This is a genomic window from Desulfovibrio desulfuricans DSM 642 (assembly GCF_000420465.1).
In the GTDB taxonomy this organism is placed as follows: domain Bacteria; phylum Desulfobacterota; class Desulfovibrionia; order Desulfovibrionales; family Desulfovibrionaceae; genus Desulfovibrio; species Desulfovibrio desulfuricans.
The window spans coordinates 188241-206104 of record NZ_ATUZ01000013.1; the positions used below are offsets into that span (position 1 = coordinate 188241).

15 protein-coding genes are annotated in these 17864 nt (G+C 58.6%); 12 read left to right on the forward strand and 3 right to left on the reverse strand.

The features are described from left to right. The first annotated feature begins 139 nt into the window (after positions 1–139). The 11 genes from G449_RS0106370 (at position 140) to G449_RS16290 (ending at position 13197) form a co-directional block, all read left to right on the forward strand. On the forward strand, positions 140–1588 hold the full coding sequence (locus G449_RS0106370) for a sigma-54 interaction domain-containing protein (protein ID WP_022658479.1): 1449 nt from the start codon (positions 140–142) through the stop codon (positions 1586–1588). Positions 1589–1954: 366 nt separating this feature from the next. After that, a complete protein-coding gene (locus G449_RS0106375; protein ID WP_022658480.1) occupies positions 1955–2935 on the forward strand; it encodes a TAXI family TRAP transporter solute-binding subunit in 981 nt (326 codons plus the stop codon). Further along, positions 2935–4920, forward strand: a complete 1986-nt coding sequence (locus G449_RS16285; RefSeq protein ID WP_022658481.1) for a TRAP transporter permease — start codon at positions 2935–2937, stop codon at positions 4918–4920. Before G449_RS0106375 ends, G449_RS16285 begins: the two co-directional genes overlap by 1 nt. Positions 4921–4945: 25 nt before the next feature. Beyond that, the gene (locus G449_RS0106385) at positions 4946–5869 is read left to right on the forward strand and encodes a dihydrodipicolinate synthase family protein (RefSeq protein WP_022658482.1); all 924 of its coding nucleotides are present in this window, start codon (positions 4946–4948) and stop codon (positions 5867–5869) included. A gap of 49 nt (positions 5870–5918) precedes the next feature. Next, entirely contained in the window at positions 5919–6311 is a 393-nt protein-coding gene (locus G449_RS0106390; protein ID WP_022658483.1) for a PPC domain-containing DNA-binding protein, read from the forward strand. A 17-nt stretch (positions 6312–6328) separates the two neighbouring features. Further along, positions 6329–6514, forward strand: a complete 186-nt coding sequence (locus G449_RS0106395) for a hypothetical protein (RefSeq protein ID WP_022658484.1) — start codon at positions 6329–6331, stop codon at positions 6512–6514. A 126-nt stretch (positions 6515–6640) separates the two neighbouring features. Next, positions 6641–7555, forward strand: a complete 915-nt coding sequence (gene trxB, locus G449_RS0106400) for a thioredoxin-disulfide reductase (protein WP_027180762.1) — start codon at positions 6641–6643, stop codon at positions 7553–7555. A 91-nt stretch (positions 7556–7646) separates the two neighbouring features. Then, a complete protein-coding gene (locus G449_RS0106405) occupies positions 7647–7967 on the forward strand; it encodes a thioredoxin family protein (RefSeq protein ID WP_022658486.1) in 321 nt (106 codons plus the stop codon). 116 nt (positions 7968–8083) lie between these two features. Beyond that, on the forward strand, positions 8084–9358 hold the full coding sequence (locus G449_RS0106410) for an L-cysteine desulfidase family protein (RefSeq protein ID WP_211215142.1): 1275 nt from the start codon (positions 8084–8086) through the stop codon (positions 9356–9358). Between the two features lie 492 nt (positions 9359–9850). Next, entirely contained in the window at positions 9851–11533 is a 1683-nt protein-coding gene (gene ettA / locus G449_RS0106420) for an energy-dependent translational throttle protein EttA (RefSeq protein WP_022658489.1), read from the forward strand. Positions 11534–11601: 68 nt separating this feature from the next. Next, entirely contained in the window at positions 11602–13197 is a 1596-nt protein-coding gene (locus G449_RS16290; protein ID WP_022658490.1) for a DUF4139 domain-containing protein, read from the forward strand. A gap of 148 nt (positions 13198–13345) precedes the next feature. On the opposite strand, the gene G449_RS0106430 is transcribed toward G449_RS16290, so the two are convergent. The 3 genes from G449_RS0106430 to G449_RS0106440 all read right to left on the reverse strand — a co-directional run bounded on the left by G449_RS0106430 (position 13346) and on the right by G449_RS0106440 (position 16358). Next, the gene (locus tag G449_RS0106430; RefSeq protein WP_022658491.1) at positions 13346–14059 is read right to left on the reverse strand and encodes a LysE family translocator; all 714 of its coding nucleotides are present in this window, start codon (positions 14057–14059) and stop codon (positions 13346–13348) included. 27 nt (positions 14060–14086) lie between these two features. Further along, entirely contained in the window at positions 14087–14974 is an 888-nt protein-coding gene (locus G449_RS0106435) for an AraC family transcriptional regulator (RefSeq protein ID WP_022658492.1), read from the reverse strand. A gap of 94 nt (positions 14975–15068) precedes the next feature. Continuing rightward, positions 15069–16358 (reverse strand): molybdopterin molybdotransferase MoeA, encoded by a 1290-nt coding sequence (locus G449_RS0106440; RefSeq protein ID WP_022658493.1) that lies wholly within the window; start codon positions 16356–16358, stop codon positions 15069–15071. Positions 16359–16956: 598 nt separating this feature from the next. Between G449_RS0106440 and G449_RS0106450 the strand changes: the two genes are divergently transcribed. Next, a complete protein-coding gene (locus G449_RS0106450; RefSeq protein ID WP_022658494.1) occupies positions 16957–17847 on the forward strand; it encodes a formate dehydrogenase accessory sulfurtransferase FdhD in 891 nt (296 codons plus the stop codon). Positions 17848–17864 lie beyond the last annotated feature (17 nt).

A 17864-nucleotide genomic window follows, 5' to 3' on the forward strand; every position in this document is an offset into this window, starting at 1 on the left:
GCGTTCACGGTGGCAAGCGAGGGCACTTGCACTTGGTTTGGGCAAAAGGTATCGCTCAGGTACTTTCAGGTGCTGATTCGCCGTGGCGCGCCATGCGTTCTGCATCTTCCGAACAGTTTCATACCCACGAGCAGCAGGAATGGCAGAACTTTCCAGCCTTATGCAAATCCAGTCTTTTGTGCAGGCCTATGTGCTTGCGGTTGCTTCCATTCTGGACGCGCCCGTTACCGTGGTTGACTGCAATCTGGTGCGCGTGGGCGGCACGGCGGAATATGAGTCGCTTATCAGCCGGAAGATCGCGCACAGTGCTTTTTTCGACAAAGTATTCAAAACCGGCAAACCGGCCTTTGTCAAAAACGTGCAGAACGATCAGGCTTGCAGCGTGTGCGCCAACCGCGAGAACTGCAATGAACTCGCCGACATGGCCTACCCCATCTTTTTGAACAACAAGGTGGCTGGCGTTATTGGCATTGTTGCGTTTAACGAGGACGAGCGTGGGCGGCTGCTGGGGAATCAGGAAAAACTTCAGGAATTCCTCAAATATATGAGCATGCTGATTGAAAGCAAACTTGTCACGCAGCAGCATTCGCGCATTCTTGAGCACCAGCTTGATGCGGTCGTGAGCGGTGAACGCAAACAACTGGAAGAAACCCCCCTGCTGGGCAACAGCGCTGCCATTCGGGATATTCTGGCCCTGGTGCAGAAGATCGCCACATCGGATTCCACCGTGCTTATCAGCGGAGAAAGCGGCACCGGCAAGGAGGTGCTGGCCCGCACCATCCACAGTATGAGCGGGCGCGGCAAGCGGCTGATGACGGCTGTAAACTGCGGGGCCATTCCTGAAAATCTGGTTGAGAGCGAGCTGTTTGGCTACGAAGAAGGCGCGTTTACGGGCGCCAGAAAAGGCGGAAGCATGGGCAAGTTTGAACTGTCCCATGAAAGTACCCTGTTTCTGGACGAAGTGGGCGAGATGCCCTTGCCCGTGCAGGCCAAACTGCTGCGCGTGCTTCAGGATAAATGCGTGCAGCGGGTGGGCGGTTCTGCGTCCATCCCGGTGAATGTGCGCATTCTGTGCGCCAGCAACCGCAATTTACAGGAAATGGTCGCCCAGGGAACCTTTCGCAACGATCTGTACTATCGCCTGAATGTCATCCCCATCCATATACCGCCCTTGCGTCAGCGGCGTGAGGATATCCCTGTTTTTATCGAGAGCTTTCTTGCCCGCTACCGGCGAGAGCTGCGCCGCGACATCCGCGGGCTTGATCCCGTGGCTTTTGACGCATTCATGGGCCATGAATGGCCGGGGAATGTACGTGAATTGCGCAATATCATTGAGTATCTTGTTAACGTTGTTGAAGGCCCACTGATACGGGCCAATGATTTGCCGCAGCATTTTTTTGCCAGGCGGTCAGGAGCATCGCCTGCAACAACGCTCAAGGAAATGCTTGCGGCGCACGAAAAACAGCTTTTGGAACGCCTGATCGGCGTAGCTACCAGCACGGAGCAGAAAAAACTTCTGGCGAAGCGTCTGGGCATCAGCAGCGCCACATTGTACCGTAAACTACAGGAATATAATCTGCTGCATTAGCTCGCTGAAATAACACAACAGGCAGCCTCGCCTTTTCAGGCCATTTGCATGCAGCAACGGAAAGGCCCTTTCTCATATTTGAGAAATGTGTTCCCATATTTGAGAATGCAATAAGGCATTGAAATGTTAAATAATGTAACTATATTTGTTCTGGATGTTTTCAATTTTGCATCTGGCAGCTCTTTGCCCCGGTGTGGGGTAAGTGCAGTAAGTGCTAGAGCCGCAAGGCCTGGGAGAGGGTATATGATTTTGGAATGAATTTTGATAGGGTGCTAATGGTTTTGGCCCCCCCCAGAGTATTGCCAAGTGCCAGCGACCTGCCGTGCCTTACTGAAGGCCGGGATAAACCGTACACAGGAGTATTCTATGAAAAAGGGTTTGATTTCGCTGTTGGTTACCGTGGTTATGCTGGCGGCTGGGCTGGCCCAGATGCCCCAGGCGGCGGAGCTGAAAACGTTTACCATTACCTCTGGCCCGCTTGGCGGCGATTTTTACGCCCTTGGCGGCGTTATCGGCGAAGCTGCACGCGGGGTCATGCCCGGCACTACCGTGAGCGTCAACACTGGCGGCTCAGTGGAAAACCTGCTGAAGATTGATGCGGGCAAGGCTGACCTTGGTACAAGCATGATCAAGCTGTATGAAGAAAGCCTTAAGGCCGAGGGCGTGTTCGCCAGCCGCAAGCCTGTGCAGAACGTAAAAATCATGATGTATGTGGCGCCCATGCCCATGAGCTTTTTTCTTGTGCGTGCTGATTCCCCCTACACCTCCATTGCGGACATCGCCAGCACCAAGCCCAAAATCCGTCTGCTGACCTCCAAAAAAGGCTCCTCCCCTGCGGTTGCCTCCGAGAACATGCTCAAGCAGTACGGTTTCTCGTTTGAAGACATCAAGGAATGGGGCGGCTCCGTGAGCTACGTTTCCTATGCGGAAGCCTCCTCCCTTATTCAGGATGGCCATGCGGACGCCTATGTAGGCCCCATCGTTTCGTCTATCAACGAGCTGATCACCACCGTCAAAATGAAGATGTTGCCTATTGATCAGGCGGTTCTCGACAAGCTGAGCAGCGATGGCTACATGACCTACACCATCAAGGCCGGGCAGTATTACTTTATCACAAAGGATACGCCGCACATGGCCGAAACCGTGGTTTTGCCCGTAGGTGCCAACCTGCCGGACGATGCTGTGTACGCCCTGACCAAGGTGCTTTGTGAAAAGCCCGAGATGATCCGCAATGTGCACCAGACCTATTCGGTCTTTGACCCCAGCAAAAGCGCTGATCATATTGCCGTGCAATACATTCACCCCGGTGCCCTGCGTTATTACAAGGAAAAGGGCTGGGTGAAATAATGGCTTCTTCCGAGCAAAAGGACGCTGCAGGCGCGTCACCCAAGGTCAATCTGGCCCGCAGCGCTGTGGAAAAAGAACTTGCTGGCGAAGCCAGCAATGACTTTGGCGAAGTTGCTGGCCAGCAGGGGTTTGCCAGGCTTGTGCAATACCTCATATTCTTTGGCTGCCTGCTGTTTGCGGGCTACCATTGCGTCACCACGATTTTTGGAATGCCGGTGGCCTATGTGCATCGGCCCATCCACGTCATGTTTGCCGCATCGCTGGCCTTTCTGGTGTATCCTTCCAGCAAGAAGCGCGGGCCTGCGCCCCTTGATCTCGTGCTGGCACTGATGGCTCTGGCCGCTTTCGCGCTGCCAGCCATTCAGGCAGACCAGATTGCGGAACGTCTGGTCATGGTTGACGACCTGACCCTCGGCCAGACCATCAGCGGCATCACTGCCCTGGTGCTGGTTCTGGTGCTTATCCAGCGCGTGGTGGGCATGTCGTTGCTGGTGGTCTGCCTGCTGTTTCTGGCCTATGCGTTCTGGGGTGCCCACATCCCCGGCATGCTCGCGCACAAGGGTTTTTCGTGGAACGAAGTGGTGGATTATCTGGGGTTTGGGCTTGAGGGTCTGTATTCTTCAGCCATTGGTGTTTCGGCCACCTATATTGCCGCCTTCATTGTATTCGGCACCTTTCTTGAGAGGTGCGGCGCGGGCGATGTGCTCATGGATCTCGGCCGCGCGCTGACAGGCCATTATCGCGGCGGCCCTGCTAAGATTGCTGTTATTACCAGCGCCTTTTTCGGCACCATTTCCGGTTCGGCTGCCGCCAATGTTTACGCCACGGGCGCGTTCACCATCCCCATGATGAAAAAGGCCGGGTACAAGCCCACTTTTGCAGGAGCGGTGGAGGCCGCAGCCTCCACCGGCGGGCAGATCATGCCCCCGGTCATGGGCGCAGCCGCATTCCTGATGGCGGACACGCTGGGCATACCCTACCTTGAGGTGTGCAAGGCGGCGGTGATTCCGGCTTTTCTGTACTTTTTCTCCATCCTCATGATGGTGGACTTTGAGGCTGCCAAGCTGGGCCTTGTGGGGGTTCCCAAGGAGGAGCTGCCCCGCATGAAGGATGTTGTCAAAAGACTTTATCTTCTGCTGCCCATTGTGGCCCTGCTTGTGATCATGATGTTCGGCTACACGCCCTTCAGGGCGGCAATGGCTGCCGCTGCGGCTGCCGTGGTTGTTTCGTGGGGCGATAAAAAGTTTGCCATCGGGCCGCGCCGTTTTGTTGAAATACTTTCCACCGCTGGTCGGCGCATGATCCTGATTGCGGTTGCCTGCCTTGGCGCGGGTATTGTCATCGGCGTTGTGTCGCTCACTGGCGTGGGGCTTAACCTCGCCTCTGTGGTCATTTCCATATCCGGCGGCAGCACCATAGTCGCGCTGATTCTGATCATGCTTGCCTCGCTCCTCATGGGCATGGGCACACCCACCACAGTGGCCTACGTGCTTGTGGCGACCCTGGGGGTTCCCGCCCTGCGCGAGCTTGGCTTCAGCGTGCTTTCCTCGCATTTCTTCGTATTTTATTTCGGGGTGATCTCAATGGTCACGCCGCCGGTGGCTGTTGCTGCTTACGCTGGCGCGGAAGTGGCGGGCGCCTCCATGATGCGCACGGGCCTGATTGCCTCGCGTTTATGCAGCGTGGCCTTTATTGTGCCGTTTTTCTTCATGTATGACCCGGCTCTGCTCATGCAGGGCGAGTGGCAGAACATCCTCCAGGTTTTTGTTACCGCCACCATTGGCACCGTTGCTCTGGCTGGCGGCATGGAACGCTGGTTTTTCCGCCCCATACCGTTGCCGGTGGCCCTGCTGTTGATTGTGGGCGCGTGTCTGCTGATTATTCCCGGCAGCATCACAGACATGATTGGCCTTGGCATTGTATTTGTTACCGGCGCATATTGTAAAATGAGCAGCAAGGCCGTGCAGGCCCGTGCTGTTGCCTGAGGCAGAGCATTAAAGGAGATTGAAGATGGGAAAGCTGATTTACCCTGAAGGTTCCTGGGTAGCGATTGTTACCCCCTTTACCGAAAATAACACCATTGACCTTGGTGTGATGCATGATCTTGTGGATTTTCACGCCGCCAACGGCACCAGCACCTTGCTGGTGCTGGGGTCCACCGGCGAACCCACGACCCTGACCATTGAAGAAAAAAAGACCGTCATCAAGGACATGGCCCGCTACTGCAAGGGCAAGATCCATGCGTTTTTTGGCGTGACCCACGGCGACACCGAAAAAACCATCGAGCTTGCGCGTTACGCGCAGGAGCAGGACGCGGACGGCATTGTTGTTGTGGTGCCCCCCTATCTGTGCCCGGATCAGGCATCCGTCCTGGAATACCTCATTGATGTCTGCCTTTCTGTGGATATCAGCGTGGGCCTGTACAACAACCCCGCCAGAGTCGTGGCCAACGTCAACGCGGAAACAGTCATCACCCTGTTCAATTCCGTGCCCAATCTGGTGGCCGACAAGGAAGCCATGCCCAACGTGGGCCAGATTGCCACCATTCAGGAAGGCACCCACGGCGAGCTGCCCATCCTGTGCTGCGATTCGCCCGCCTATGCCCTGACCCTGCCCGTGCTGGCCTTTGGTGGCGCGGGAACCGCCAACGTGACGGGCAATATTCACCCCCGCGCCATGGCTGAAATGTCCCGCCCCTGGAAGAACTTTGAAGACGTGCAGCGCACCCGCAGGATTTACAACGAGCTGCTGCCCATCATGGAGGCCTGCTACGCTGCCACCAACCCTGTGGCGGTGAAGACCTTTGTGCGCCTGCTGGGCTTCCCTGTCGGTCACTGCAAGCGCCCCATGCGCGATGTAAGCCCCGAAATTCAGGAAGGCATGAAGTGGCTGATTGAAGAATTTGAGCTCAAAAAAATCTACAACCTCAAGTGATGCCTCGTAGTTACAGCTTATAACTATTACGGCGAGCATCGAGGATTTCATGCAAGTAACAGAACTGACCCAGCCTAAATGGTACAAATTGCGCCTTGGTCCAGGCTCTGACCTGTTTCAGGGACTACGGGATTTTTTTGAGCAGCAGAAACTTGAACGGGCCTTTATTCTTTCAAGCATTGGCTCCCTTGAAAAAATTATCTGCAACTACCCCGTAACCTGCACAGCCATGCCGCCGCCGGTGAAATCAAAAACCATTGAAAAGTTCTTGGAAGTCAACGGCATCACAGGCGAAATGTGGCGCGAGAACAATGAGGTGCGCGTTCACCTGCACGGCTCTGTAACCCACGAGGGCGAAACGCTTTTTGGGGGCGGCATGGCCGATGGCGCCAAGGTGCTGGTTCAGGTTGAGATGGTGGTCATGGGACTGCTGGAACAATAAATTTCTGGAGAAAGATCATGCCTTTTCTTACCTTTACCTGCGAACACTGCAACAGGGTATCCCACCGTTTTCTGCGCCCCTCGCAGGTGCGCGGCACGGTTCTTTGCCCCCATTGCAAAAAGCCCATCACTTCGGGCGGCAAGTCTGCATCTGGTTCGCCAGCGCCCGCCAGCGGCCAGCAGGTAACCTGCGCCAAACTGTAGGCGCATACACTCTTCATTTAATACGGGCGCACCCCTTCCGGCGCAATGGATTTGCCGGATATCCGCTGCGGGAAACCGCAGCGGCAGGGGGAGCGCGGCCCAAAAAAACAAAAGTTGGCGGATACCATGCAGGAGCATGAACTTGTCGTTATCGGTGCTGGCCCTGCCGGAGCCAGCGCAGGCATATATGCCCGCAGGGCGGGCCTCAACGTGCTGCTGCTGGAAAGCGGCAATGGCGGCAGCCAGATATGCAATACGCTTGATGTGGAAAACTGGCCCGGTCTGCCCAATGTGAGCGGGCCGGAACTGGACAAATCCTTTCGCGAGCATGCCGGACATCTGGGTTGCACCTTTGCCAGAGGCGACGTGCTCGGGCTGGAAGCGCAGGGCGACCGCCAGATTATCCACACCACCAGGGGCGACTATGCGGCGCAATCCGTCATCATCGCCAGCGGCGCTACCCATCGGCGGCTTGGCTGCCCCGGTGAAGACACGCTGACCGGGGCGGGGGTGAGCTACTGCGCTGTTTGCGATGCGCCCTTTTATGAAGGCGAGGCCGTGGCCGTTGTGGGCGGCGGTAATACAGCGGTGGAAGAAGCCCTTTATCTGACCCGCTTTGCCAGCAAGGTATATATTGTTCATCGGCGGGATGCCTTCAGGGCGGACAGCGTGCTGGCAGGCCGCGCCCTCGCCAGTGACAGGATTATTCCTGTCTGGAACAGCGCAGTGGCAAGCATCAACGGCAGCGAGATGGTCGAGGGCATGACCCTGCGCAATACGGCCAGCGGTGAATGCACCGGGCTTGAAGTGGCGGGTGTATTTGTATGCGTGGGCATTGAACCCAATACGGCATTTCTTGATGAGCGCTTTCAGCGCGCTGATGGCGGCTGGCTGGCTACGGATGCCCACCTGCGCACATCTGTTCCGGGTGTTTTTGCAGCGGGCGACGTACGCGACACCCCTTTGCGCCAGATTGTCACGGCGGCGGCAGACGGTGCGTTGGCTGCCATTTCCGCCTATCACTGGCTGCAATCCCGCTAGCGAATTTCCAGCCTTGCGGCCCGCGTGGCCTTGGGCTGTGCAGTAAAAATAATCGCCATCTGCGGTACGGCAGATCGGCAAGGAGATTCCCATGCTTGCAATAGACAGAGACAGTTTTGAACAGGAAGTGCTGCAAAGCAGCGAGCCGGTAGTTGTGGAGTTTTGGGGCGAGCAGTGCTCCGTTTGCGTGGCCATGATGCCGGAAGTGGAAGAACTGGCAAAAAGTTTTGAGGGCCGGGTCAAGTTCTGCAAGATACCCATTGCCGGAAGTCGCAGGCTCTGCATTGAACTCAAAATCATGACCGTGCCTGTGTTCCTGTTCTACAAAAATGGCGAACTGGTTGACCGCGTCGCCAATCAGGATCTGAGCGTGGAAAACATCCGTGCCAAGGCGGAATCCCTGCTGAAATAGCCTTAAAGGGCGGCGCAACGGTACTGGCTGAGTTTTCTCCCTGACCGCAGGCAGACCAAGGACAATACAAACTGACATGGGGCATAGTTGCGTTCGCTTACTGGGCGCATATGACCATGATGGATACTATGGATACCTACGCAAAATATCTCGAAATCCTGCGCGAAGAGCTGATCCCGGCCCAGGGCTGCACCGAACCCATTGCCATTGCCTTTGCCGGAGCGCTGGCGGCAAAGGTTCTCGGAACCTTTCCAGACCGCCTGACAGTGGCTTGCAGCGGGAACATGATCAAGAACGCCAAGAGCGTTGTTGTGCCCAATTCCGGCGGGCAAAAGGGTATTGCCGTTGCTGCCGCGCTCGGCGCGGTGGGGGGCAACCCCGACTTGCAGTTGCAGGTGCTCACCCCGGTCACCCCGGCGGATGCGGAGCGCGCCCGTCAGCTTGTGGCGGCGGGATTCTGCACTGTGGAGCTGCTCAAAAGCATTGTTAACCTGCACATCCTGATAACTGCGGTGGCTGGCGAAAGCAGCGCCGTGGTGGAGATTGCCGAAGAGCACACCAATGTGGTGCGCGTTGAAAAAAACGGCAAAATTCTTCAGGGTGGGGAATACAAGCCTGATGTGCAGAGTCATGAAGAAAGCCGCGCTTTCATGAGCATCGCCGGAATTCTTGATTTTGCCGAAAACTGCAATATCGACGATGTGCGCGATATTCTGGACAAGCAGATTCTGTGCAACAGCAATATTGCCGTTGAAGGCCTGAGCCACCAGTACTCCATGGGTGTTGGCCGCTCCCTGCTTGATTCGCGCGGCAGCGATGTGCGCACCCGGGCCACGGCGGTGGCAGCCGCTGGCTCCGATGCCCGCATGGGAGGCAGCGATCTGCCGGTTATCATCAATTCCGGCAGCGGCAATCAGGGCATCACGGTTTCGCTGCCGGTCATTGAATACGCCCGCGAACTGGGCCTGCCGGACGAAAAGCTTTACCGGGCGCTGCTCATCAGCAATCTTGTGGCCATACACAACAAGTCGGGCATTGGCAGGCTTTCGGCCTACTGCGGGGCTGTCAGCGCCGCCTGCGGCAGCGGGGCGGCCATTACCTGGATGCACGGCGGCAGCTTTCAGCAGATTGCCGACACCATCATCAACACCCTGGTCAATGTGTCGGGCATTGTGTGCGATGGCGCAAAAAGCTCGTGCGCGGCCAAGATTTCATCGGCGGTGGATGCCGCCATCACTGCCCACGATCTCTCCATGCAGGGCAAGGTTTTTCCCGCTGGCGAGGGCATTGTGAAGGGCGATGTGGAAGAAACCATCCGCGGTGTTTCCCGTCTGGCCCGCGAGGGCATGCGCGAAACGGATATTGAAGTGCTGCATATCATGATTGATTAGGCGGCAGGCCTGCGTCTGGTTCTGGGCCTGCGCCTGATCTACAGACGTGCCGTTTTTGCTGCGCCATTGCCGCGCCTGCCGGGTTTTGGCCTGACAGGCGCGCTTGCTTTTGTGGTGGCAGCAGATCGCAGTTCTGCGCAGGGCGCGTCTTTGCTGGAGCGCGAGGCCACTTGAAAAACAATCCGCTAACGGATAGGCTCATATATTACACGAGCGCCCAGTGCATTGGCGAGTCTGGCGGGCCTGCGGGCCTCTCTGTCTGACCAAAGGCTTCCTCTGTACGCCGTGCGCGGCAAACCGCATATGTCTGCGGGCTGCCAGCACAGGGCACCCGTTTATCCGCCTGACGGAGCTGCCGTTTTGGCGGCGCAAACCCTTGGCCTGCATGGCCGGGTTTGTCATCAATCCAGCGCGCCCATTTGGCGCGCGCTTCGCCCCGCGTTATCTCAAACGCCGCAGGGCCGGAAGCGTCACCAAATTTTGAGGAGCATCATGAGTAACGAACCGGACAAGATTATTTATTCCATGATCCGCGTCACCAAGCGTCATGGCCAGAAGGAAGTGCTGAAAGACATTTCTCTTTCGTACTTTTACGGGGCCAAAATCGGCGTGCTTGGTCTGAACGGCGCGGGTAAATCCAGCCTGTTGCGCATTCTGGCGGGCGTGGATCAGGCCTTTGACGGCAAGACCGTGCTGGCCCCGGGCTACACCATCGGCTATCTGGAACAGGAGCCGCTCAAGGACGAAACCCGTACCGTGCGCGAAGTGGTTGAAGACGGAGTGAGCGACCTCACCGCCATTGCCCGCGAATTTGAAGAGATCAATGCCAAGTTCGCCGAGCCCATGGAAGCGGACGAGATGGACGCCCTCATCGCCCGTCAGGCCGAAGTGCAGGAACTCATGGACGCCAAGAACGTCTGGGATCTGGATTCGCGCCTTGAAATGGCCATGGACGCCCTGCGTTGCCCCCCCGGCGACATGCCCGTTGCCCAGATTTCGGGCGGCGAGCGCCGCCGCGTGGCCCTGTGCCGCCTGCTGCTGGAATCGCCCGACATTCTGCTGCTTGACGAACCCACCAACCACCTTGACGCCGAATCGGTGGCATGGCTGGAACGCTTCCTTTCCACCTTCCCCGGTACGGTTATTGCCGTTACCCATGACCGCTACTTCCTCGACAATGTGGCGGGCTGGATTCTGGAACTGGACCGTGGCCGGGGCATTCCGTGGAAGGGCAACTATTCTTCCTGGCTGGAGCAGAAGCAGAAGCGCCTCGCCAACGAAGAAAGAACCGAAGCCGACCGCCAGAAGACCCTGCAACGCGAACTGGAGTGGGTGCGTATGTCGCCCAAGGGGCGTCACGCCAAGGGCAAGGCGCGCCTTAACGCCTACGAAGCCATGCTCTCGCACGAGAGTGAAAAGCGCGCGGCTGATCTGGAAATCTACATTCCGCCGGGGCAGCGCCTTGGCAAGGTTGTCTTTGAGCTTGAGGGCGTCAGCAAGGGCATGGGCGACAGGGAACTGATGGAAAACGTCAACGCCATCATCCCCCCCGGCGCCATTGTGGGCATTATCGGCCCCAACGGCGCGGGCAAGACCACCCTGTTCAAGATGCTTGTGGGGCAGGAAAAGCCCGACACCGGCACGCTCAAGGTGGGCGAAACAGTGCAGTTTGCCCATGTGGATCAGGGCCGCGAATCGCTCACGCCCGGCAAGACCGTGTACGAGATCATCAGCGACGGTGCTGAAACCATCAAGCTGGGCGGGCGCGAAGTCAACGCCCGCGCCTACTGCACGCGCTTCAACTTCCACGGTGCTGACCAGCAGAAGAAGGTGGACGTGCTTTCGGGCGGTGAACGCAACCGTGTACACCTGGCCTGCATGCTCAAGTCTGGCGCAAACGTGCTGCTGCTTGACGAACCCACCAACGATATTGACGTAAACACCATGCGCGCCCTTGAAGACGCGCTGGACAATTTTGCTGGTTGCGTGCTGGTCATCAGCCATGACCGCTGGTTCCTCGATCGCGTGGCCACGCACATCATGGCCTTTGAAGGCGATTCCAGCGTGGTGTTTTATGAAGGCAACTATACGGACTACGAAGAAGACCGTAAAAAGCGGCTCGGCAAGGATGCCGACACGCCGCACCGCATCAAGTACCGCAAACTGACGCGTTAGCCGCCCGCCGCCGCGCCGTATCTTGCGGCGCGGCGGCTTTGTATGCGGCGGTTTTCGCCGGAGGGCCAATGTCGTACACCGTCCTTTCTCCCCTGCGTTTTTTTCTTTCCGGTCTTGGCATTTGCCGCAAATCTGCCAGTGGGCGGCATGTGCTGCCTGCTCTGATGCTATGCTTTTTGAGTGGCTTGTTCCCTTTCTGCGCGCAGGCCGCAGCCTTGCCCAACACGCCAGCAGCGCCGCAGGCCGCGCGTCTCACGCCTTCCGGCGGGTTGCTTGAGGTGGAGCAGCAGGCAGCTGTGGTTTCCGCCGATGGCGCAAGTCAGGTGCGCGTGGTGCTGCCCGCCGGGGCCGAAAATTTTCAGATATCCATACCGGGCCATACCATCGTACGCTGGGCATTTTTGCCCCAAACACTCGATCAGGGCGGCAATCTTGCCAAACTGCGCGAAGAGTGCCAGCACGCGTTGATGACCCTTGCGGGCAAGCTTGATGCCGTAAAGGCCCAGCTGGCCCTGTGGGAAGGCGCGCCCGCCGAGGGCAGTTTTCAGGATATGACCCAGCGCGAAAAGCGCGTGGCCGAGGTAGTGCCGGCCCTCAGCTACGAAAAAGCTGATCTGGAGCGCCGTCTGGCCCTGCTGAAGCAGGAATTGCAGCAGTTGCCGCCAAGCCCCGAGCTTGGGCAGACAGTGCTGATCACCCTGCAAAAGCCGGTGTCCGCTGCCACGCTGCCTGTGCGTTACAGCTATACGCTGCGCAATTGCGGCTGGCGGCCTGCCTATGTTTTTGACGTACAGCCCGACAAGGGCGATGCCGTGAGCGTGCGCTTTATGGCCGAGGTGTGGCAGTTTTCCGGCATGGACTGGACAGATACGCGCCTGACGCTTGTTTCCCGTGGGCAAGGCCCGCGTGAACCCATGCCTTTGCCGCACTGGGTGATTGATTCACAGCCTCAGCCCGTGGCCCAGCCCCTTGCCAAGTCGGCCCCGCGCATGCTGATGGCAGCGGATGCCGCCATGCCCGAAGCTGCCCCCGCCGCGCCAGTGGAGGCCGACACCAGCGGCATGTACGCCGCCTGGACGCCCGGAGAAAAGGGCTTGCCCGAAGGCCGCTCGCGCCTGCTGGTGCTGGCGGATGAATGGAAGGCTCCCTTGCAGTGGCTGGCGCGTCCCTCCGTGGGCGACAGCCGCGTGTGGCTCATGGCGCGTCACACCCTGCCCGAGGGGCAGGCCTGGCCTGACGGGCAGGCCGAATTCAGCGTGGACGGGCAGAGCGTGGGCATGGGGCAGTTCCGCCCCAAGGGCAACGAGGTTACGCTCTACTTTGGCGCGGATCCGCGCGTGCAGGTCAATGCCGTTGCCGATCTGCGCCAGCGCGGCGAAAAGGGCTTTATCGGCAAGAGCCGTACCTGGACATGGGGCTGGACGTACACCGTGCGCAACACACGCGACAGGGCCGTGACCGTACGCCTTGAACGGCCCATGCCCATGCTGGTGGATCAGGGCGTTACCGTGACCTACCGCGACAAGCCGCAGGCCCAGCAGGATGCCAAGGAACATCTGCTGTTCTGGAATGTGGATGCGCCAGCGGGCGGCAAGGCCGAGGTCAAGCATGAGCTGACCATCACCTCGCCTGTGGAGATTGAGTTGAATCCCGATGCGCCCTAGTTTTCGGAGGCGGTAAGGTGCGTTACGGGGGCGGATTCCTTCCCCGCAAGCCCGAGTTCGTCGAACCATTATCCTGAGATATATCTGCCTGATACAATGAAAGCCCGCGTTGCAATGACGCGGGCTTTCTGCCTTTGTTACGGCATGCTCAGGCAAACAGGGGCCGTAGCGTCAGCCAGAGGGCAATACTGGCAAGCGTCAGCCCTGCCAGCCCTTCAATAAGCGGAATACGTTTTTCCAGCGCCCGCTGCGCGCCGGGCAGCGATATGGCGGCGGCAAGGGCGGCATCCCAGGCAAAGACCAGCAGGGTCATCCACACTCCGGCAAAGGCCTGCTGCGGCAGGGTGGCGGAGGGGCCGAGGATGACAGTCATAAGCGTGAGGTAAAAAACCGCGTTTTTGGGATTGAGCAGGGCAGAGCCAAGTCCCGTGAGCAATTGTCTGCCGGGAGAGAGGGGGCTTGCATGGCCTGTGGCGAGGCTGCCTGTCTGGTTATGTGAAGGTTGGCTTGGCGCGTGCTGGTCTGGTGTGGGCTGGTCTGGCGAGGGCTTGCTGTTGGCGGCCTCCCGGCTGGCCCGCAGTAGCAAAAAGCCCAGCCATGCCAGATAGGCCGCGCCCGCAAGCTCCAGCACCCGGTACAGGGCGGGCATCTGCCGCATGACCGACCAGCCGGAAACCGCCAGGCAGATATACAGGGCATTGCCCAGGGCGATGCCAAGGCAGATAAGCAGCGAGCCGCGCAGCCGATGCCGCACGGCATGCCCAATAATAAGGAAAAAATCCGGGCCGGGGCTGAGCAGGGCAAGAAAGTGCGCCAGAGCCAGCGCGGGAAAAGCAGCGGGGATCAGTGTGGAAACAGACATGGGTGGCCTCCTTGCGGACAGCACACCCTATTTTTGTTTGCGCGTATTGTACGAATGTGACCGTCCCCGTTGATAACAGCCGGGCGTGACAGAATAAAACTTAACAAACATGCGGTGAAAGTGGCTTTGATCGGCATAGCCTGCCGCAAGGGCCGCATCTGCAATGCTCTTGCCCTGACGCAGCATGGCGCGGGCCTTTTCCAGCCGCAGGCAGTGCAGCCACGCCTTGGGCGGCAAGCCTGCGGTGCGGCGGAATGCGCGCGAAAAGCTCTCGCGCCGCAGGCCAGCCCTGCGGGCCAAAGATGTAACGGGCGCATGGTCTGTGGCAGGCGGGCCGTTTTCACCTGCCATGGACGCGATGTCGGCGGGCAGCAGAATGTTTGCGGCGGCAAGGGGATAGTCCATCTTTTTGCCAACAGGTTCCGCACTGTTGGCGAGGCAACCGTATTCCCATTGAAGCTGCCTGAAAAGCGCTGCAAAACGTATTTCCGCATCATCCGCGCCTTTGCAAAAAGCCTCCATGGCGGCAATCCCCTGCTGAAAAAGCGCCGGGTCGCGCACAACGGGCATTGTTACTTCGTACGCTTCGGCAATGCCCAAGGGGCAGCAGATGCTGCGCGCAAACCATGCCGCGTCAAAATAGGCCATAAGGTAGCTGCGCGCCTTGCCGTGCAGAGGATTGCAACTGTGCGGCAGGCCGGGGGCAATCAGGGCGATGTCTCCCTTGAGTGCCTCGTGTGCTTGCCCCATGAGCGTAAAGCAGGTGCCGCTCTCAAGAATAAGGCCGAAAGAAAAAGCTGAATGGAAGTGCTCGGCGTAGGGCAGGGTACTTTGCAGCGTGGTGCGCACCTCAAGATACGGATATTTGTCCGGAGAAATGAAGGTTTGCTGTGGGGCAGAAGGGCGGGGAGGCATGGCTTTTCACCGTTTGCAGTTGATGTGCCTGCAAGTGTAGTCACAGCCATGCGGCATGGCAAGCGGGTGCCGCCCTGGGCAGACGGGCAGGGGGTCAGGCAAAGAGGCGCACGCGCACTGCTGCGCCACGACGCAAACCGCCTCTGGACATATCATCGCTGCCGGGCATGGTTATCCAGCCGTCCATGTCGCGCAGCACGGCGGTTTTGCCAGTGCCAGCGGCAACAGGCCAGGCCGTTATGCGCCCAAGCTCGCGCCGCAGTATCACGGGGTAGTGGGTGGGGGCGTTCCCCTCCATCGGTAGGGCAAGGCCAAGACGCGCCAGTACGGCGGGTTGCCGGTTCATATGCTGCGGCGAGGCCTGCTGCCCGGCGAGCCTTTGCAGTAGCGGTGCCAGAAAAACCTGCGCAGCCAGCGCAAGGCTGAGTGAATGCCCCGGCAAGCCCCATATGGCTGTCTGCCCCATGCGGGCAAGGGTGAGAGGGCGGCCACTGCTTACCCGCTGGTCATGCCCGCATATCTCGCAGCCCGGCAGGCCTGCTATGGCTTGTGCGCTGAAATCGCGTTTGCCGCCGGAAGAACCGCCAATAACCACTATAACGTCGCAGGGCGTGGGGCCGCCCGGCACGGCCGCGCGCAGATGCTGGCCCAGAGCCTGCGCATTGTCCGGCGCAGTGCCGAGGTGCAGGCAGCGCGCGCCCAGAGAGGCGGTCAACCCCTCCAGAAGCAGGGCATTGGTATTGCTCCGGCAGGCGGCAAAACCGTTCTGCGGAGCAGAACCGCAAAATTCGTCACCAGTGGAAAGCACGCCCAGCACGGGCTTGCGGTACAGCGGCACATCTTTGAAAAACTGCGCCAGCAGGGCCATATTGTGCGCCCCAAGCCTCGTTCCCGCCTGTGCCAGCAGTGCGCCCTGAGGCATGTCCGCACCAGGCGCGAGAATATTTTCCCCCACTGCGCACGGGGTGGAAACTGCCACCACTGGCGGAGCATCCTTCGACTCTGCCGACTGATCCCCCAGCATCGCAAATTCCTGCATAAGCACGGCGTCAGCGCCTTCGGGCAAGGTACTGCCCGTGTAGACGCGCCATGCCTCGCCTTTTTGCAGTGTGCCGCCGCAGGGCCTGCCCATGCGGCTTTCACCCGTCATGTGGAGCAGCACCGGGGCTGCGGGGCTTGCCCCGGCAATGTCTGCGGCGCGCACCGCATACCCATCGCGTGTGGAGCGGTGCGTGGAAGGGCAGGGAACAGGCGCGTGCATATCGGCTGCAAGCACCCTGCCAAGGGCAGCGTTTACGGATACAGCTTCAGGCTGCAGGGGGCTTGCTCCTGCAATAAAGGCGGTAATATCCGCAGTTTCCCGCAGGCAAAAATACAGGGACACGCCTTGACCTCCCTTGTGGAGTGCATTCCAGTAGCTGATTCTTTATTTTTGTAACTATACTAATTTACAATGGAATTGTAAATATTATTATATTTTAGCATGTTGTAAAAAAATTAGCTTGGTGAAAAATAACACATGTGCTTGACTGCACAAAGCGATTTACCTAAGCTTTGTTCACGCAAACAATAAAAACCATGAAGATTGTCAGGTAATTGTTGCGCATAGCCAGCTGGTTGCGCGAATGCACATGTCTTCCATGCGGTATCCCCCCCACCGCTCACGGGCAACATCTGGCGCAGGGTTATTCTCTCCACCTGTTCTCAGAGTACAAGATATCAGGCAGAATTGAAAAGAGCACATTGTTCATTGCGGGAATAATGTGAAAAAAAGAACAAATTGTATCAACGTTCAGTCTGAAGGTTTGAGCCAGTTTTGGCTCATATTTGGCCCAGATTTGGCCTTTGCTTGGCCCAGATATTGCTCCAGTTTGTCCCAGGCCGCCAATGAGTTCTGGCGCACACGGGCAGGCAGTTGTGGATTGCCGTAAATTGCCGCCCCCGTAAGGGCAGCGGCTCCGCATAGTAAAGGAAGGGGTGCTATGGCTTTGTTCAAAAACTTAACCGCAGGCGATGTTCTGCCGCTGGCTTCTCCCCCGGCCACGGTGCGCAGCTACGATATCCTGACCTACAGCAATGGCAAGGTTGCTCCGTCCGTATTTTTGTCGTGCCGGGAGCAGACGCTGACCATGCATGTCAACGGCGTGCCCTTTGTGCGCGTGGCCTGTTCAGGGCAGCATTTGCGCTACCTTGTGCCGGGATTTCTCTATTCCTGCGGCCTCATTGAAAGCCTGCATGATCTCGCCGGGGTGGATGTAACGCCCCTGCCTGCCGTCGCCTCCGGGGCAATGCCTCCCGATGGGGCGGAAGAAGTGCGGGTGGACGTGCTGCTGCGCGGGGCCTGCTGTAGCAAGGCGGCTGGTTCTACGGAGCAGGCCGCCCCCAGGCTCACCATCACCTCGGCCATGGGTTGGAACATTCCCCTGGCTGCCCGAAAATTGCGCCGCATGCCCCGCGCGGAAGTTCCCAGCTGGGAGCCGCGAGTCATTTTGCGGGCCGCGCAGGAGCTGGAAGAGCGCTCCGAAGTATTCCACCAGACAGGCGGCTGCCACAATGCAGCTCTGCTCAACAGGCAGGGCATGGTTTTTTATTGCCTTGATATTGGCCGCCACAACGCCATTGATACCCTCGTGGGCTACATGCTTGTGGAAGGGCTGAACCCCGCTGACCATATGATCATCAGCAGCGGGCGCATTGCCTCTGAAATCGCGCAAAAGGCCGTGCGCGCGGGCGTGCCGGTTTTTGCATCCCTTTCTCGCGCCATGTCGCGCGCCGTGGATATGGCGCGTGCAAACGGGTTGACTCTGCTGGGCAATGTAAAGTCCGGCAGTATGCACATATATCATGAAAACGGGCAGCTTGTGCTGCCGTGATGCCGTTGTCGATCATG

What these genes read in the sequence shown, in the direction of transcription:
- G449_RS0106390 (WP_022658483.1), top strand. Translation starts at nt 5,919, where the DNA reads ATGCAAGTAACAGAACTGACCCAGCCTAAATGGTACAAATTGCGCCTT.
- G449_RS0106435 (WP_022658492.1), bottom strand. Translation starts at nt 14,974, where the DNA reads ATGCCTCCCCGCCCTTCTGCCCCACAGCAAACCTTCATTTCTCCGGAC.
- G449_RS0106395 (WP_022658484.1), top strand. Translation starts at nt 6,329, where the DNA reads ATGCCTTTTCTTACCTTTACCTGCGAACACTGCAACAGGGTATCCCAC.
- G449_RS0106385 (WP_022658482.1), top strand. Translation starts at nt 4,946, where the DNA reads ATGGGAAAGCTGATTTACCCTGAAGGTTCCTGGGTAGCGATTGTTACC.
- G449_RS16290 (WP_022658490.1), top strand. Translation starts at nt 11,602, where the DNA reads ATGTCGTACACCGTCCTTTCTCCCCTGCGTTTTTTTCTTTCCGGTCTT.
- G449_RS16285 (WP_022658481.1), top strand. Translation starts at nt 2,935, where the DNA reads ATGGCTTCTTCCGAGCAAAAGGACGCTGCAGGCGCGTCACCCAAGGTC.
- G449_RS0106410 (WP_211215142.1), top strand. Translation starts at nt 8,084, where the DNA reads ATGATGGATACTATGGATACCTACGCAAAATATCTCGAAATCCTGCGC.
- G449_RS0106375 (WP_022658480.1), top strand. Translation starts at nt 1,955, where the DNA reads ATGAAAAAGGGTTTGATTTCGCTGTTGGTTACCGTGGTTATGCTGGCG.
- G449_RS0106450 (WP_022658494.1), top strand. Translation starts at nt 16,957, where the DNA reads ATGGCTTTGTTCAAAAACTTAACCGCAGGCGATGTTCTGCCGCTGGCT.
- G449_RS0106405 (WP_022658486.1), top strand. Translation starts at nt 7,647, where the DNA reads ATGCTTGCAATAGACAGAGACAGTTTTGAACAGGAAGTGCTGCAAAGC.
- G449_RS0106430 (WP_022658491.1), bottom strand. Translation starts at nt 14,059, where the DNA reads ATGTCTGTTTCCACACTGATCCCCGCTGCTTTTCCCGCGCTGGCTCTG.
- G449_RS0106370 (WP_022658479.1), top strand. Translation starts at nt 140, where the DNA reads ATGGCAGAACTTTCCAGCCTTATGCAAATCCAGTCTTTTGTGCAGGCC.
- ettA (WP_022658489.1), top strand. Translation starts at nt 9,851, where the DNA reads ATGAGTAACGAACCGGACAAGATTATTTATTCCATGATCCGCGTCACC.
- trxB (WP_027180762.1), top strand. Translation starts at nt 6,641, where the DNA reads ATGCAGGAGCATGAACTTGTCGTTATCGGTGCTGGCCCTGCCGGAGCC.